General features: G+C 71.7%; 15 protein-coding genes. 7 read left to right on the forward strand and 8 right to left on the reverse strand.

The annotated features are described in order from the left end of the window. Positions 1 to 17: 17 nt before the first annotated feature. The gene (locus ACIQKA_RS23340; protein WP_402542297.1) at positions 18 to 1,436 is read right to left on the reverse strand and encodes a CynX/NimT family MFS transporter; all 1,419 of its coding nucleotides are present in this window, start codon (positions 1,434 to 1,436) and stop codon (positions 18 to 20) included. Positions 1,437 to 1,500: 64 nt separating this feature from the next. On the opposite strand from ACIQKA_RS23340, the gene ACIQKA_RS23345 reads away from it, so the two are divergent. Then, positions 1,501 to 2,235 carry a FadR/GntR family transcriptional regulator gene (locus ACIQKA_RS23345; RefSeq protein WP_402542298.1) on the forward strand — a complete coding sequence of 245 codons (735 nt, stop codon included), beginning with the start codon at positions 1,501 to 1,503 and terminating at the stop codon, positions 2,233 to 2,235. Here the strand turns inward: ACIQKA_RS23345 and ACIQKA_RS23350 are convergent. From ACIQKA_RS23350 to fabG, 3 genes are all read right to left on the reverse strand, one after another. Next, a complete protein-coding gene (locus ACIQKA_RS23350) occupies positions 2,224 to 2,631 on the reverse strand; it encodes a hypothetical protein (RefSeq protein WP_390106209.1) in 408 nt (135 codons plus the stop codon). The genes ACIQKA_RS23345 and ACIQKA_RS23350 overlap by 12 nt on opposite strands. A gap of 209 nt (positions 2,632 to 2,840) precedes the next feature. After that, positions 2,841 to 3,617, reverse strand: a complete 777-nt coding sequence (gene fabI, locus ACIQKA_RS23355; protein ID WP_383148846.1) for an enoyl-ACP reductase FabI — start codon at positions 3,615 to 3,617, stop codon at positions 2,841 to 2,843. A gap of 5 nt (positions 3,618 to 3,622) precedes the next feature. Beyond that, positions 3,623 to 4,342, reverse strand: a complete 720-nt coding sequence (gene fabG, locus ACIQKA_RS23360; protein ID WP_402542299.1) for a 3-oxoacyl-[acyl-carrier-protein] reductase — start codon at positions 4,340 to 4,342, stop codon at positions 3,623 to 3,625. A gap of 407 nt (positions 4,343 to 4,749) precedes the next feature. Between fabG and ACIQKA_RS23365 the strand changes: the two genes are divergently transcribed. Genes ACIQKA_RS23365 through tyrS form a run of 3 tightly spaced genes read left to right on the forward strand, consistent with a single transcriptional unit; the run spans position 4,750 to position 8,985 of the window. After that, the gene (locus ACIQKA_RS23365) at positions 4,750 to 6,273 is read left to right on the forward strand and encodes a TldD/PmbA family protein (protein WP_383148852.1); all 1,524 of its coding nucleotides are present in this window, start codon (positions 4,750 to 4,752) and stop codon (positions 6,271 to 6,273) included. After that, positions 6,270 to 7,661: a metallopeptidase TldD-related protein gene (locus ACIQKA_RS23370; RefSeq protein ID WP_383432480.1), complete on the forward strand. Its 1,392-nt coding sequence runs from the start codon at positions 6,270 to 6,272 to the stop codon at positions 7,659 to 7,661. Before ACIQKA_RS23365 ends, ACIQKA_RS23370 begins: the two co-directional genes overlap by 4 nt. 55 nt (positions 7,662 to 7,716) lie before the next feature. Beyond that, complete coding sequence (gene tyrS, locus ACIQKA_RS23375) at positions 7,717 to 8,985, forward strand: tyrosine--tRNA ligase (protein WP_383148858.1); 1,269 nt, start codon at positions 7,717 to 7,719, stop codon at positions 8,983 to 8,985. Positions 8,986 to 9,071: 86 nt separating this feature from the next. On the opposite strand, the gene ACIQKA_RS23380 is transcribed toward tyrS, so the two are convergent. Then, positions 9,072 to 9,347 carry a GlsB/YeaQ/YmgE family stress response membrane protein gene (locus ACIQKA_RS23380; RefSeq protein WP_383148860.1) on the reverse strand — a complete coding sequence of 92 codons (276 nt, stop codon included), beginning with the start codon at positions 9,345 to 9,347 and terminating at the stop codon, positions 9,072 to 9,074. Positions 9,348 to 9,516: 169 nt separating this feature from the next. Here ACIQKA_RS23380 and ACIQKA_RS23385 point away from each other — a divergent pair, with 169 nt between their 5' ends. After that, positions 9,517 to 9,882, forward strand: a complete 366-nt coding sequence (locus ACIQKA_RS23385) for a DUF3099 domain-containing protein (protein ID WP_383148862.1) — start codon at positions 9,517 to 9,519, stop codon at positions 9,880 to 9,882. 182 nt (positions 9,883 to 10,064) lie between these two features. Continuing rightward, positions 10,065 to 10,307 carry a hypothetical protein gene (locus ACIQKA_RS23390; protein ID WP_402542300.1) on the forward strand — a complete coding sequence of 81 codons (243 nt, stop codon included), beginning with the start codon at positions 10,065 to 10,067 and terminating at the stop codon, positions 10,305 to 10,307. A 42-nt stretch (positions 10,308 to 10,349) separates the two neighbouring features. Here the strand turns inward: ACIQKA_RS23390 and moaA are convergent, their stop codons facing one another. The 3 genes from moaA to ACIQKA_RS23405 form a co-directional block, all read right to left on the reverse strand. Then, positions 10,350 to 11,339 carry a GTP 3',8-cyclase MoaA gene (gene moaA, locus ACIQKA_RS23395; RefSeq protein WP_383148867.1) on the reverse strand — a complete coding sequence of 330 codons (990 nt, stop codon included), beginning with the start codon at positions 11,337 to 11,339 and terminating at the stop codon, positions 10,350 to 10,352. 164 nt (positions 11,340 to 11,503) lie between these two features. Then, the gene (locus tag ACIQKA_RS23400) at positions 11,504 to 13,129 is read right to left on the reverse strand and encodes a cation acetate symporter (protein ID WP_383148869.1); all 1,626 of its coding nucleotides are present in this window, start codon (positions 13,127 to 13,129) and stop codon (positions 11,504 to 11,506) included. Further along, complete coding sequence (locus tag ACIQKA_RS23405) at positions 13,126 to 13,500, reverse strand: DUF485 domain-containing protein (RefSeq protein ID WP_383148870.1); 375 nt, start codon at positions 13,498 to 13,500, stop codon at positions 13,126 to 13,128. Before ACIQKA_RS23405 ends, ACIQKA_RS23400 begins: the two co-directional genes overlap by 4 nt. 273 nt (positions 13,501 to 13,773) lie before the next feature. Here ACIQKA_RS23405 and ACIQKA_RS23410 point away from each other — a divergent pair, with 273 nt between their 5' ends. Beyond that, positions 13,774 to 15,309, forward strand: coding sequence for a S8 family serine peptidase (locus ACIQKA_RS23410; protein ID WP_383148872.1), 1,536 nt, complete (start codon positions 13,774 to 13,776; stop codon positions 15,307 to 15,309). Positions 15,310 to 15,351 lie beyond the last annotated feature (42 nt).

Raw genomic sequence — 15,351 nt, forward strand, 5'->3', positions numbered from 1 at the left:
AGGGACAGTCTCGCACCTCAGCACTCGTCCTCGACCGTCCGGTCCCTGCCCGCCAGGATCCCGACGATCATCTGGGGCACCATCAGGCCTCCCATGAGCGCGATGGGCAGTCCCCAGCCGCCGCTGTGCTGGTAGAGCACGCCGACGAGGAGGGGGCCGGGGATCGAGATGAGGTAGCCGACGCTCTGGGCGAAGGCGGAGAGCCGGACGACGCCGGCGCCGGTGCGCGAGCGCAGGCCGATCATGGTGAGGGCGAGCGGGAAGGCGCAGTTGGAGACGCCGAGCAGCACCGCCCAGAGCCAGGCGCCGGCGGCCGGGGCGAGGAAGAGGCCGGTGTAGCCGCCGAGGCCGCACAGGGCGAGGGCGACGACGATCGGGCCCTGGTGCTTCATGCGGGTGGCGAGCCGGGGGATGACGAAGGCGAGCGGGACGCCCATGACCATGGTGACGGCGAGGAGCACGCCCGCGGTGGAGGCGGGGACGCCGGCGTCGCGGAAGATCTGCGGCATCCAGCCCATGGTGATGTAGGCGCCGGTGGCCTGGAGGCCGAAGAAGACGCCGAGGGCCCAGGCGGTGCGGCTGCGGGCGACGCGCGGCGCGGCGGCCGGGGCCTTCGCCTCCGTGCGGGAGGCGCGGGAGGCGGTGCGGGATGAACCGGTCTCCGTACGGGAAGAGCCGGTATCCGTGCCGGAAGGACCGGCGTCCGTACGGGAAGAGCCGGTATCCATGCGGGAGACGCCGTCGCGGTCGCGCAGGAGCGGGAGCCAGGGCAGGACGGCGAGGGCGGCGAGGATCGCCCAGACGCCGAGGCCGAGGCGCCAGTCCCCGCCGAGGGCGTCGGTCATCGGGACGGTCGCGGCGGCGGCGACGGAGGTGCCGAGGGCGAGCGCCATGGAGTAGAGGCCGGTCATGGTGCCGACGCGGTCGGGGAAGTACCGCTTGACGATGACGGGCATCAGGACGTTGCTGACGGCGATGCCCATGAGGGCGAGGGCGCTGGCGGCGAGGAAGGCGGCGGTGCCGCCGGCGAGGGGCCGCAGGACGAGCCCCGCGAGGATCGCGGCCATGCCCGCGCAGACGACGGCGGCGGGGCCGAAGCGGCGGGCGAGGCGCGGGGCGGTGATGCCGAAGACCGCGAAGCAGAGCGGTGGCACGGAGGTGAGGACGCCCGCGACGCTGCCGCTCATGTGGAGGCCCTCGCTGACCTCTTCGAGGAGGGCGCCGAGGCTGGTGATGGCGGGACGCAGGTTGAGCGCGGCCAGGACGAGTCCGAGGGTGACCGGGACGAGGAACCGGCGGTGGACCGGGGCGGCCTGGGCGGCCGGACCGGCCGGGGGCGCCGTACCGGCGGGGCGGTCGCGGTCGGGTGCGGGAGAATCCCCGGCGGTGGCGGCCGGTCGTGCGGCGGGGTCGAGGGTCTTCGGCTCGTCAGGCATGGAGCCATCATAGAATCATGGGATGATTGGTTGTCCAATCTCGAACGAACGGGAAGGTGTCCCCATGGCCCTCGGCCATCCCCGGCGCGCAGGTCTCTCCGACCAGGTGATCGCCGAGCTGCGGAACCAGATCACCTCCGGCGAGTGGCCGGTGGGCTCGCGCATCCCGACCGAGCCCGAGCTGGTCGAGCAGCTGGGCGTGGCCCGCAACACGGTGCGCGAGGCGGTCCGCGCGCTCGCGCACAACGGACTGCTCGACATCCGGCAGGGCTCCGGGACGTACGTGGCCGCCACCAGCGAGCTGGCGGGCGTCATGCACCGGCGCTTCGCGGGCTCCGACCCCCGGCACGTCGCCGAGCTGCGCTCGACCCTGGAGTCCGCCGCCGCGCGGTTCGCGGCGGAGCGGCGCACGGAGCGGGACCTGAAGCAGCTCGACGCCCTGCTCGTGCGGCGCGAGGAGGCGTGGGGGACGGGGGACGCGGAGCGGTTCGTGACGGCCGACGCGGCCTTCCACCACGCGGTCGTCGCCGCCTCGGGCAACGAGGTCCTCACGGAGCTCTACGCGGACCTGGGCGATCTGCTGCGGCAGTGGCTGCGGGACGACGTGGGGCGGGAGCTGCGGCCGGAGAACCACATGGACCACGCGCGCCTGGTGGACGCGATCCGGGACGGCGACGCGGAGCGGGCGGGCGCGGAGGCGGCCGGCTACCCCTTCACGTGCCTGCGGAACCCGGTGCCGGGTCCGGCGGCGGACGCTCCGGGTCCCGCACCGGGCCCAGGGGCCCGATCAGGGGCCTGAGGAGCCCGGCGCAGCGGGTTCCGGGTCCGCCGGCCGGTGGGTGATCCAGGCGGACCGGACCTCCTTCCAGCAGCGGCCGGTGAGCCGGGCGTAGTCGGCGGGGCCGACGTCCACGGGGGCGCTGTCGGTGTCGACGTCCCACCACTCCTCGCACTCGACGTGGAGGCGGACCCGGTCGGTGCGCGGGTACGGGTTCTGGCAGTGGGCGGTGACGCGGGAGCCCTCGACGTCGGTGCGGCAGGAGGCGCCGAAGTCCTCCGGCTCCCCGGTCGCGGGCGCCGCGGCGGGCCTCCCGGCCGGGGCGGGCGCCGCGCGCACCTCGGCGGCGAGGGCGACCCCGGTCAGCAGGACGGCGACCGAGACGAGTGCCCCGGTTCCACGGCGTGTCGCACGCATGCCCGTACCTCCTCCCCGTCAGCGGCGGATCTTCGCGCTCCGCACCAGTCTGGGGTCGTTCGGGCTACTTTTCGAGTCGACTGTTCGATTTCCGCGTTCGGGAGCCGGACGGCCGGGAGACGGAGAAGGGCCGTGCGCACCGCCCCTGGGGGACGGGCGCACGGCCCTTCTGCCCGTACGGAAGAGTACGGAAGACCGCGCGGAAGGCGTCAGGCGCCGATCGCGTGCAGGCCGCCGTCGACGTGGATGATCTCGCCCGTCGTCTTCGGGAACCAGTCGGAGAGCAGCGCGACGATGCCGCGGCCGGCCGGCTCCGGGTCGGTGAGCTCCCACTCCAGCGGGGAGCGGCTGTCCCAGACGGAGGCCAGCTCGCCGAAGCCCGGGATGGACTTGGCGGCCATCGAGCCGAGCGGGCCCGCCGAGATCAGGTTGCAGCGGATGTTCTGCTTGCCCAGGTCACGGGCCATGTAGCGGCTGGTGGCCTCCAGGGCGGCCTTGGCCGGGCCCATCCAGTCGTACTGCGGCCAGGCGAACTTCGCGTCGAAGGTGAGGCCGACGACGGACCCGCCCTCGGTCATCAGCGGCAGCAGCGCCGTCGTCAGGGACTTCAGGGAGAAGGCCGAGACGTGCATGGCGGTGGCGACGGACTCGAACGGCGTGTTGAGGAAGTTGCCGCCGAGCGCGTCCTGCGGGGCGAAGCCGATCGAGTGCACGACGCCGTCGAGGCGGTCGCCGAGGTGCTCGCGGACCTGGCCCTCCAGGCGCGCGAGGTGCTCGTCGTTGGAGACGTCGAGCTCCAGGACCTTGACGTTCTCGGGCCGGGGGAGCTTCTTGGCGATGCGCTCGGTCAGCGTCGGCCGGGGCCAGGCGGTGAGGATGATCTCCGCGCCCTGCTCCTGGGCCAGCTTCGCGGCGTGGAAGGCGATGGAGGACTCCATCAGCACACCGGTGATGAGGATGCGCTTGCCCTCGAGGATTCCACTCATGGTGATCAGTGACCCATGCCCAATCCGCCGTCAACCGGGATGACGGCTCCAGTGATGTACGCGGCGTCGTCGGAGGCGAGGAACCGCACCGCGGCGGCGATCTCCCCGGGCTGGGCGTAGCGGCCCAGCGGCACCTGGGACACGATGCCCGCGCGCTGCTCGTCGGTGAGCACCGCGGTCATGTCGGTGTCGACGAAGCCGGGCGCGACGACGTTGAAGGTGATGTTGCGGGAACCCAGCTCGCGGGCGAGGGAGCGGGCGAAGCCGACCAGACCGGCCTTGGAGGCGGCGTAGTTGGCCTGGCCCGCGGAGCCGAGCAGGCCGACGACCGACGAGATCAGGACGACGCGGCCCTTCTTGGCCCGCAGCATCCCGCGGTTGGCCCGCTTGACGACCCGGAAGGTGCCGGTGAGGTTGGTGTCGACGACGGAGGTGAAGTCCTCCTCGGACATGCGCATGAGGAGCTGGTCCTTCGTCACGCCGGCGTTGGCCACGAGGACCTCCACCGGGCCGTGCTTCTCCTCGATCTCCTTGTACGCCCGCTCCACCTGCTCGCCGTCGGTGATGTCGCACTTCACGGCCAGGCAGCCCAGCTCGGCCAGCTCGGCCGGCGGCTCGCCGGAGCGGTACGTGAACGCGACCTTGTCGCCGGCCTCGGCGAACGTGCGGGCGATGGCGAGGCCGATGCCCCGGTTTCCTCCGGTGACGAGAACCGAGCGGCTCAACGGATCACCCTTTCGATAGCGGTCTGGTAGCCGAAAACCTATCTGCATCGCTCCCGACATGAGGAATCGACCTCCGACAGTGGCGTACGGGCCGCACTGTCGGGTCCCTACAGCCCGGCGGTGCCGGGAGGTGGCCGCCCGGCGGCCCGCGGCCGGGCCCGGCAGGGGTGGTCCGGGGCCGGGAAGCGTGCCCCGGCGGGCGTCCGGAGCGACCGCCGGAGACCGGCGCGCCTTGTGCCGTTGCCCCAATGCCCGGCGGGCGGTGGCCGGTTGGGTGCGGTTCCGCCGAGGGCGCACGGCAATGCGCAGCCCCGGCCGCCCCTCCCGTGATTGACTTCCGGGGCAGTTCCACGACCGTCTTCCGAGACCGTCTCCCACCCTTCCGATCACCGAGAGCGAGGCCGCTCGTGGTCCATCAGATCGACCCTTCGTTCGTCGCGCTGCCCCTCCGGGCGCTCGCCGACGCGGCGCTCGCCCGAGCGCGCGCGCTGGGCGCCGAGCACGCCGACTTCCGCCTGGAGCGGGTGCGCAGCGCCGCGTGGCGGCTGCGCGACGCCAAACCGTCCGGATCCTCCGACACCACGGACCTCGGCTACGCGGTGCGGGTGGTGCACGGCGGGGCCTGGGGGTTCGCCTCCGGAGTGGACCTGACCATGGACGGGGCGGCCAGGGTCGCCTCGCAGGCGGTCGCCATGGCCAAGCTGTCGGCGCGGGTCATCGCGGCGGCCGGCTCCGAGGAGCGCGTGGAGCTGGCGGCGGAGCCGGTGCACGAGGACAGGGTGTGGATCTCCTCGTACGAGATCGACCCCTTCTCCGTGCCCTCCGAGGAGAAGAGCGCCCTGCTCGCCGACTGGAGCGCGCGGCTGCTGCGGGCGGACGGCGTGGCGCACGTGGACGCCTCGCTGCTCACCGTCCACGAGAACAAGTTCTACGCGGACACGGCCGGCACCGTGACCACCCAGCAGCGGGTGCGGCTGCACCCGCAGCTCACGGCGGTGGCCGTGGACGGGACGACCGGCGAGTTCGACTCGATGCGGACGATCGCGCCGCCGGCCGGGCGCGGCTGGGAGTACCTGACCGGCACGGGCTGGGACTGGGACAAGGAGCTGGACGAGATCCCGGCGCTGCTCGCCGAGAAGATGCGGGCGCCGAGCGTCGAGGCGGGGCGGTACGACCTGGTCGTGGACCCGTCGAACCTGTGGCTGACCATCCACGAGTCGATCGGGCACGCCACCGAGCTGGACCGGGCCCTGGGCTACGAGGCGGCCTACGCGGGCACCTCCTTCGCCACCTTCGACCAGCTGAACAAGCTGGCGTACGGCTCCTCGGTCATGAACGTGACGGGCGACCGGACCGCCGAGCACGGGCTCGCGACCGTCGGCTACGACGACGAGGGCGTCGAGGCGCAGTCCTGGGACCTGGTGAAGGACGGCACGCTGGTCGGCTACCAGCTGGACCGGCGGATCGCGAAGCTCACCGGCCTCGGCCGGTCGAACGGCTGCGCCTTCGCGGACTCCCCCGCGCACGTGCCGGTGCAGCGGATGGCGAACGTCTCGCTCCGGCCGGACCCGGGCGGCCTGTCGACGGAGGACCTGATCGGGGGCGTGGAGCGGGGCATCTACGTGGTCGGCGACCGGTCCTGGTCGATCGACATGCAGCGGTACAACTTCCAGTTCACCGGGCAGCGCTTCTTCCGCATCGAGAACGGGCGGCTCGCCGGGCAGCTGCGGGACGTCGCGTACCAGGCGACGACCACGGACTTCTGGGGCTCGATGGAGCAGGTCGGCGGCCCGCAGACGTACGTCCTCGGCGGCGCCTTCAACTGCGGCAAGGCCCAGCCGGGCCAGGTCGCCGCCGTCTCGCACGGCTGCCCCTCCGCCCTCTTCCGGGGCGTCAACATTCTGAACACGACGCAGGAGGCCGGTCGATGAGCCGCGTCAGCAAGCCGTACGAGATCGTCGAGCGGGCCCTGGAGCTGTCCCGGGCCGACGGGTGCGTGGTCATCGCGGACGAGGAGTCCTCGGCCAACCTGCGCTGGGCCGGGAACACGCTCACGACGAACGGCGTGACCCGGGGCCGCACGCTCACGGTGATCGCGACCGTCGACGGCGCGCGGGGCACCGCCTCCGGCGTCGTCTCCCGGTCCGCCGTGACCGTGGACGACCTGGAGCCGCTGGTGCGGGCCGCCGAGGCCGCCGCCCGGTCCGCCGGGCCCGCCGAGGACGCGCAGCCGCTGGTGGAGGGCGTGCCCGCCTCCCCCGACTTCACGGACGCCCCGGCCGAGACCTCCTCCGCCGTCTTCGGGGACTTCGCGCCCGCCCTCGGCGAGGCCTTCGCCCGGGCCAGGGCCGGCGGCCGCGAGCTGTACGGTTTCGCCAACCACGAGCTGACCTCCACCTACCTGGGCACGTCGACGGGGCTGCGGCTCCGGCACGACCAGCCCAACGGGACCCTGGAGCTGAACGCCAAGTCCCCCGACCGCTCGCGCTCCGCCTGGGCCGGGCGCGCGACGCGGGACTTCAAGGACGTCGACCCGGCGGCGCTCGACGCCGATCTGGCGGTCCGGCTGGGCTGGGCGGAGCGGCGGATCGAGCTGCCCGCCGGGCGGTACGAGACGCTGCTGCCGCCGACCGCCGTGGCCGACCTGCTGATCTACCAGCAGTGGAACGCGGCGGCCCGGGACGCGGTGGAGGGCCGTACGGTCTTCTCCAAGCCCGGCGGCGGCACCCGGCTCGGCGAGACGCTCTCGCGGCTGCCGCTGACGCTGCGCAGCGACCCGAACGAGCCGGGTCTGGAGTCCGCGCCGTTCGTGATCGCGCACTCCTCCGGCGACGACTCGTCCGTCTTCGACAACGGTCTGCCGGTGGGGCCGATCGACTGGGTGCGGGAGGGACGGCTGGAGCGGCTGGTCACCACCCGGCACTCGGCGGCGCTTACTCGGTTGCCCGTGGCCCCCGGAGCGGGGAACCTGATCCTGGACGGCGGCGGGGAGCGTTCCCTGGAGGAGATGGTGTCCTCCACCGAGCGCGGTCTGCTGCTGACCTGCCTCTGGTACATCCGCGAGGTCGACCCGGCGACGCTGCTGCTCACCGGGCTCACCCGGGACGGCGTCTACCTCGTCGAGAACGGCGAGGTGGTCGGCGAGGTGAACAACTTCCGGTTCAACGAGTCGCCGGTGGACCTGCTGTCGCGGGCCTCGGAGGCGGGCCGTACCGAGAAGACGCTGCCGCGCGAGTGGAGCGACTGGTTCACCCGGGCCGCGATGCCCGCCCTGCGGGTGCCGGACTTCAACATGAGCTCGGTCAGCAAGGGGGTCTGACCCACCTAGACTGGGCCACGACATCCACCCCATTCGACCGAGGAGACGGACGACCGTGACGGACATCGTCGACGAGCTGAAGTGGCGCGGGCTCTTCGCCCAGTCCACCGATGAGGACGCACTGCGCAAGGCTCTCGCGGACGGTCCCGTCACGTTCTATTGCGGTTTCGACCCGACCGCGGCCAGTCTCCACGTCGGCCACCTGGTCCAGGTCCTCACCATGCGCCGGCTCCAGCGGGCCGGGCACCGGCCGCTGGCGCTGGTGGGCGGGGCCACCGGGCAGATCGGCGACCCGCGGCCGACGGCCGAGCGCACCCTGAACGACCCCGAGACGGTCGCGAACTGGGTGAACCGGCTGCGTTCGCAGATCGAGCCGTTCCTCTCCTTCGAGGGGGAGAACGCGGCGGTCATGGTGAACAACCTGGACTGGACCGCCGGCCTCTCGGCGATCGAGTTCCTGCGGGACATCGGCAAGCACTTCCGGGTCAACAAGATGCTGACCAAGGACTCCGTGGCCCGGCGCCTGGAGTCCGAGCAGGGCATCAGCTACACCGAGTTCAGCTACCAGCTCCTCCAGGGCATGGACTTCCTGGAGCTGTACCGCCGCCACGGCTGCACGCTCCAGCAGGGCGGCTCGGACCAGTGGGGCAACCTGGTGGCCGGGCTCGACCTGATCCACCGCCTGGAGCCGGGGGCCGAGGCCCACGCGCTCGCGACCCCGCTGATGGTCAAGGCGGACGGCACCAAGTTCGGCAAGACCGAGAGCGGGGCCGTCTGGCTGGACCCGGAGACGACCACGCCGTACGCGTTCTACCAGTTCTGGCTGAACGTGGACGACCGGGACATCTCCGCCTACATGCGGATCCTCTCCTTCAGGTCCCGCGAGGAGCTGGAGGAGCTGGAGGCGCAGACCGCCGAGCGGCCGCAGGCCCGGGCGGCCCAGCGGGCGCTGGCGGAGGAGCTGACCACGCTGGTGCACGGCGCCGAGCAGTGCGCGGCCGTCATCGGCGCCTCCAGGGCGCTGTTCGGCCAGGGCGACCTGGCCGAGCTGGACGGGGCGACGCTGGCCGCGGCCCTGTCGGAGCTGCCGCACGCGCGCGTGTCGGAGCTGGGCCAGGTCGTGGACCTGTTCGCCGAGGTCGGTCTGGTGGCGAGCAAGTCGGCGGCGCGGCGCACGGTGAAGGAGGGCGGGGCCTACGTGAACAACGCGAAGGTCACCGCCGAGGACGCCGAGGTGTCGGCGGACGACCTGCTGCACGGGCGCTGGCTGGTGCTGCGGCGCGGCAAGAAGAACCTGGCGGCGATCGAGTTCGCCGGCGCCTGACGGGTCCGCCCGCACGACACGACCGGAGGCCCGGTACGGCACCTGAGTGAGGTGCCGTACCGGGCCTCCCGGCGTGCGTCCCGCCGTCAGGTCCGCTGTCTGTTGCCCTTGATCGAGGCCCAGACCATGTCGCCCACGCCGACGACGGCGACCGCGCCGATCAGCTGGAGCAGATGGCGGATCCAGTCGATGCCCTTGGTGTCGTTGACGCCGATCCAGGTCGCGACCGCGTTGCCGAGGACACTGCCGAGCATGCCGAACACCACGGTCAGCCAGAGTGGGATCTGCTGCTTGCCCGGCAGGATCGCCTTCGCGATCAGACCGAGGACGAGTCCCACGATAATCGCCCACAACCAACTCATCGTCGCCTCCTTGTACGCATGTGGGCCCAGTCTCGGCTTTCACGACATACCACGCATGTCGGACAGGGCCATACGTGCCCCGGTCTCGTACGCGCCGGAGGACGGGCGTACGGTGGAACGAGGTCCGGACCGGGGTGGGTCCGGCGCGACCGGCGGGTGGTGAGCGGTGATGCCGAAGCGTGGCGGAACCGAGGTCTTCCGGATCACGGGGGCCCGGCAGGGGCTCGCCGACGACGTCCGGGGGCGGCAGCGGAGGTACGTCATCTCGATGACGGTCCGGACGCTCTCCGTGATCGCCGCCGCGGTGCTGTGGAACGTCGAGCGGCACGTGGCGGTCGTGGCGCTCGCCCTGGGCATCCTGCTGCCGTACGTCGCCGTGGTGATCGCCAACGCGGGACGCGAGTCGGCCCCGTCCCTTCCCTCCACGTTCGTACCGGCTCCGGTGCGGCCCGCGCTCGGCGCGGAAGGATCGGGAGGGGTCGCGGACGAGGCCGGGGCGGGCCCGGAGGCGGACCGCCCGCACGGCCGGAACTGATCACCGAGCGTGGCCGGAAACCTCAAGAAAAGCTCAGATCAATCATGAAGTTCCAGTGCACCACACCCCATGCGCCGTGACATACTGCCTACGCGCTCCGCATCCCCCGTCGGAGCGACGGACCGGTGCCGGGCAGCTCCCCCCGTGGCTGCTCGGCATCGCCCTTGCCGGACAATGGCCGGATGATCATTGGTCCGGTGAGCGAAGAGAAGCCGATCTGTTCCGCGAAGGGGTGCCGCGCCGACGCCGTCTGGGTCCTCGCGTGGAACAACCCCAAGCTGCACGCGCCGGAGCGGCGCAAGACCTGGCTCGCGTGCGAGGAGCACCGCGAGCACCTCTCCCGGTTCCTGGGCGTACGGGGTTTCCTCAAGGACGTCGTGCCGCTGGCCGACCGGGAGTCCGAGGCGCCCGGGGACACGCCCTAGCGCGTGTCCGGCGGACCGGGCCCCGGGGCTCGCGGCGGGGGTTCAGCCGCCGATCGCCGACATCGGGCGGTCGGGCTGGAGGAAGCTCGGGTCGTCGAGGCCGGAGCCGGCCTTCTTGCCCCACATCGCCTTCTTCCAGAGCTCCGCGACCTCGGCGTCCCCCGCGTCCGAGCGGAGCGCGGCCCGCAGGTCGGTCTCCTCGGTGGCGAAGAGGCAGGTGCGTACCTGTCCGTCGGCGGTGAGCCGGGTGCGGTCGCAGGCCCGGCAGAACGGGCGGGTGACGGAGGCGATGACGCCGACCGTGTGCGGTCCGCCGTCGACGACCCAGCGCTCGGCCGGGGCGGAGCCGCGCTCGTCGGCGCCCTCCGGGGTCAGCGCGAAGCGGGTGCGCAGGGACTCCAGGATGTCCCCCGCGGTGATCATGCCGTCGCGCTTCCAGCCGTGCTGGGCGTCGAGCGGCATCTGCTCGATGAAGCGGAGCTCGTACCCCTCCTCGATCGCCCAGGCGAGCAGGTCGGGGGCCTCGTCGTCGTTGAGCCCCGGCATCAGGACGGCGTTGACCTTGACCGGGACGAGGCCGGCGTCGCGGGCGGCGGCCATGCCGTCGAGGACGTCCCGGTGCCGGTCGCGGCGGGTGAGGGTCTTGAAGACGTCGGGGCGCAGGGTGTCGAGGGAGACGTTGACCCGGTCGAGGCCCGCGGCCTTCAGGGCGGTCGCGGTGCGCTTGAGCCCGATGCCGTTGGTGGTGAGGGACATCCGGGGGCGGGGCTCCAGGGCCGCGCAGCGCTCGACGATCCCGACGAGGCCGGGACGGAGCAGGGGCTCGCCGCCGGTGAAGCGGACCTCGGTGACGCCGAGGTCGGTGACGGCGATGCGGATGAGCCGGACGATCTCGTCGTCCGTGAGGAGGTCCGGCTTGGCGAGCCACTGGAGGCCCTCTTCCGGCATGCAGTAGGTGCAGCGCAGGTTGCACCGGTCCGTGAGCGAGACGCGCAGGTCGGTGGCGACCCGGCCGAAGGTGTCGATGAGCACGGTGGGCCCCCTCCCCGTCTGTGGATCGGTTCGTTTCGATCGCCTTGTTCCGAGCCTACGCGAGCGGTGCGACATCGAGCAGGGCAGATTGTCACGAGGAGCGGCGCGGCCGCGTCGTAGAACCCTACGACGCGGCCGTCCGTGCGTGGCGGAACGTATGCGGATCAGTGCGCTCCGACACCGGTGAGGGACTTGACCTCCAGTTCCGCGTACTTGCCCTTGTCCGGCTCCTCCTTGGAGAGGATCGAGCCGAGCCAGCCGAGCAGGAAGCCGAGCGGGATGGAGACGAGTCCGGGGTTCTCCAGCGGGAACCAGTAGAAGTCGACGTTCTTGAACATCGAGGTGGGCTTGCCGGAGACGACCGGCGAGAACAGCACCAGGACGACGGCGGAGACCAGGCCGCCGTAGATCGACCACAGGGCGCCCCGCGTGGTGAACCGCTTCCAGAAGAGCGAGTACAGGATCGTCGGCAGGTTGGCGGAGGCGGCGACCGCGAAGGCGAGCGCGACCAGGCCGGCGACGTTGAGGTCGCGGGCGAGGGCGCCGAGCGCGATGGAGACCACGCCGATGAGGACGGTCGCCCAGCGGGCGGCCCGCATCTCCTCCTTCTCGGTGGCCTGTCCGCGCCGGATGACGTTGGCGTAGATGTCGTGCGCGAAGGACGACGAGGAGGCCAGGGTCAGGCCGGCGACGACGGCGAGGATGGTCGCGAAGGCGACGGCGGAGATGACGGCGAGGAGGATCGCGCCGCCGGTGGAGCCGGCTCCGCCGCCGATCTCCAGGGCCGCGAGCGGGGCGGCGGTGTTGCCGGCCTTGTTGGAGGCGACGATGTCGCTGTTCTTGAGCAGGGCGGCGGCGCCGAAGCCGAGGACGATCGTCATCAGGTAGAAGGCGCCGATGATGCCGATGGCCCAGTTGACCGACTTCCGGGCGGCCTTGGCGGTCGGGACCGTGTAGAAGCGGATCAGGATGTGGGGCAGGCCGGCCGTGCCGAGGACGAGCGCGATGCCGAGCGAGAGGAAGTCCAGCTTCGAGGTGGCGGTGGCGCCGTACTTGAGGCCGGGCTCCAGGAAGGCCTGGCCCTTGCCGCTGTTGGTGGCGGCCGCGCCGAGCAGCTCGGACAGGTTGAAGTGGAACTTCCACAGGATGAGGAAGGTGATCAGGAGCGTGCCCGCGATGAGCAGGACGGCCTTGACCATCTGCACCCAGGTGGTGCCCTTCATGCCGCCGATGGTCACGTACACGATCATCAGGACGCCGACGAGGGCGACGATCGCGATCTTGCCGCCGTCGCTGGTGATGCCGAGGAGCAGCGAGACGAGGACGCCCGCGCCGGCCATCTGCGCGAGCAGGTAGAAGATCGAGACGACGATGGTGGAGGTGCCGGCGGCGGTGCGGACCGGGCGCTGGCGCATCCGGTAGGCGAGGACGTCGCCCATGGTGAAGCGGCCGGAGTTGCGCAGGGGTTCGGCGACCAGGAGCAGGGCGACGAGCCAGGCGACGAGGAAGCCGATCGAGTAGAGGAAGCCGTCGTAGCCGAAGAGGGCGATGGCGCCGGCGATGCCGAGGAAGGACGCGGCGGACATGTAGTCGCCGGAGATCGCCAGGCCGTTCTGGAAGCCGGTGAACTGGCGTCCGCCGGCGTAGAAGTCGGCGGCGCTGCGGGTCTGCCGGCCGGCCCACACGGTGATGAAGAGGGTGGCGATCACGAAGGCGCCGAACAGCGCGATGATCAGGGGCCGGTGCTCGCTGGTGGCGTTGCCCGCCGCGAGCAGGACGGGGGTGCTCATGCGTCGCCCTCCATACGGGACTTGATGGCCTCGGCCTTCGGGTCGAGCCGGTTCGCCGCGTGCCGCGAGTAGAGCCAGGCGATGAGGAAGGTGGTGAGGAACTGGCCGAGGCCCAGGACCAGCGCCACGTTGATGTTGCCGAAGACCTTGGTCCCCATGAAGCCGCCCGCGTAGTTGGAGAGCAGCACGTACAGCAGGTACCAGGCGATGAAGGCGAGGGTGAGCGGGAAGGCGAACGAGCGGTAGGTGCGGCGCAGTTCGCCGAACTCCTCGCCCTGCTGCACCTCGACGAACTGCTCCGTGGTGGGTGACGCGGGACCCCGATCGGTCTCCGTGCCGTTTCGGGCTGGCGGCGGTGCTTCGGTAGCCACGGACTCTCCTCGTGACGCGGGGGCGGACGGCTGGGTCAAAGGGGGCCTCACCGGGGGTGCGGGAGCCGGGGCTCCGGGTGGAGCCCTCCCCTGCACAACGGCACGGAGGAGGAAGCGACGCGGTTCACCCCGAGGAATTTCTCGGGCAGATCTTCATGAAGTCTTCTCAACTCATTGATGGGACAGGAAGATCAGCGATAGCTTCACTCGTCATGCACCTGTCCGCGCGTAAACCCGCGCGCGAGCAGTACATACGGATGATGTGGAGAACCCATGGCTCATCTGGGATCGAGGCGCGGCCGAGCTCTCGCCCTGCCGGTCGGCCTCGCGCTCACGGCCTCGCTCGGCTTCCTTCCCTCCGGCGCCTCCGCCGCGGAGCTGAGTGACGCCCCGGTCGCCGCCGTGGCGTCGGACGGGCCGCAGCTGTCGTACGTCGTGAACGTCGACGGGGGCCGTTCGGCCGCCAAGTCGGTCAAGAAGGCGATATCCGCCGCCGGCGGCACGGTCGTCGTCGCGTACGACCAGATAGGCGTGATAGTCGTCCACTCGCAGAACCCGGACTTCGCGCAGAAGATCCGCAAGGCGCGCGGCGTGGTGTCGGCCGGCGCGACCCGGACCGCCCCGCTCTCCGTGCAGGGCGACAAGTCCGTCGGCGGCGGCACGCAGGCGCTGTCCGCGGCCGAGGCCAAGGCCGCCGCGGCCCGCGCCACGGACGACCAGGACGCCCTGGAGCCCCTGCAGTGGGACCTCCCGGCCATCAAGGCCGACAAGGCCCACAAGCGGACGCTCGGCAGCAAGCGCGTGACCGTCGGCGTCATCGACACCGGCGTGGACGACACCCACCCGGACCTGGCGCCGAACTTCAACGCCAAGGCCTCCGCCAACTGCGTCTCCGGCAAGCCGGACACCACCGCGGGATCGTGGCGTCCGAACCCGGGCGAGAGCGACCACGGCACGCACGTCGCCGGCACGATCGCCGCCGCCAAGAACGGCATCGGCATCACCGGTGTCGCCCCGGGCGTGAAGGTCGCCGGCATCAAGGTGTCCACCCCGGACGGCTTCTTCTACACGGAGGCCGTGGTCTGCGGCTTCGTGTGGGCGGCCGAGCACGGCGTCGACATCACGAACAACAGCTACTACACCGACCCGTGGATGTTCGCGTGCAAGGACGACGCGGACCAGAAGGCCCTGATCGAGGCCGTCACCCGCGCCACCCGCTACGCGGAGCGCAAGGGCACGGTCAACGTGGCGGCGGCCGGCAACTCCGCGTTCGACCTGGCGGCCGACTCGATCGTCGACGACAGCAGCCCGAACGACTCCACGCCGGGCGGCCGGACCATCGACCCGAAGAAGTGCCTGGACTACCCGGCGATGCTCCCGGGCGTCGTCACGGTCTCCGCGACCGGCGCCAAGGGCCTGAAGGCCTCGTACTCCAACTACGGCCTCGGCGTGATCGACATCGCGGCGCCCGGTGGTGACCGCACCGCGTACCAGACGCCGGACGCCCCGGCGGTGAACGGCCTGATCCTGTCGACCACGGTCAACGGCGGCTACAACTACAAGGGCGGCACGTCGATGGCGTCGCCGCACGCGGCGGGCGTCCTGGCGCTCATCAAGTCGAAGCACCCGACCGCGAGCCCGGCGGCGCTCAAGGCCCTGCTGTACGCGCAGGCCGACAGGCACGCCTGCACCAACCCGTACGACATCGACGCCGACGGCAAGGTCGACGCCGTCTGCGAGGGCGGGAAGAACAAGAACGGCTTCTACGGGGCCGGGATCGTCGACGCGCTCGACGCGGTCCGCTGGTAACCACCACCGGACGTCGGGGCCCCGGTGCGGTACGCCGCACCG

Source organism: Streptomyces sp. NPDC092045 (assembly GCF_044756005.1).
Classification (GTDB): Bacteria; Actinomycetota; Actinomycetes; order Streptomycetales; family Streptomycetaceae; genus Streptomyces.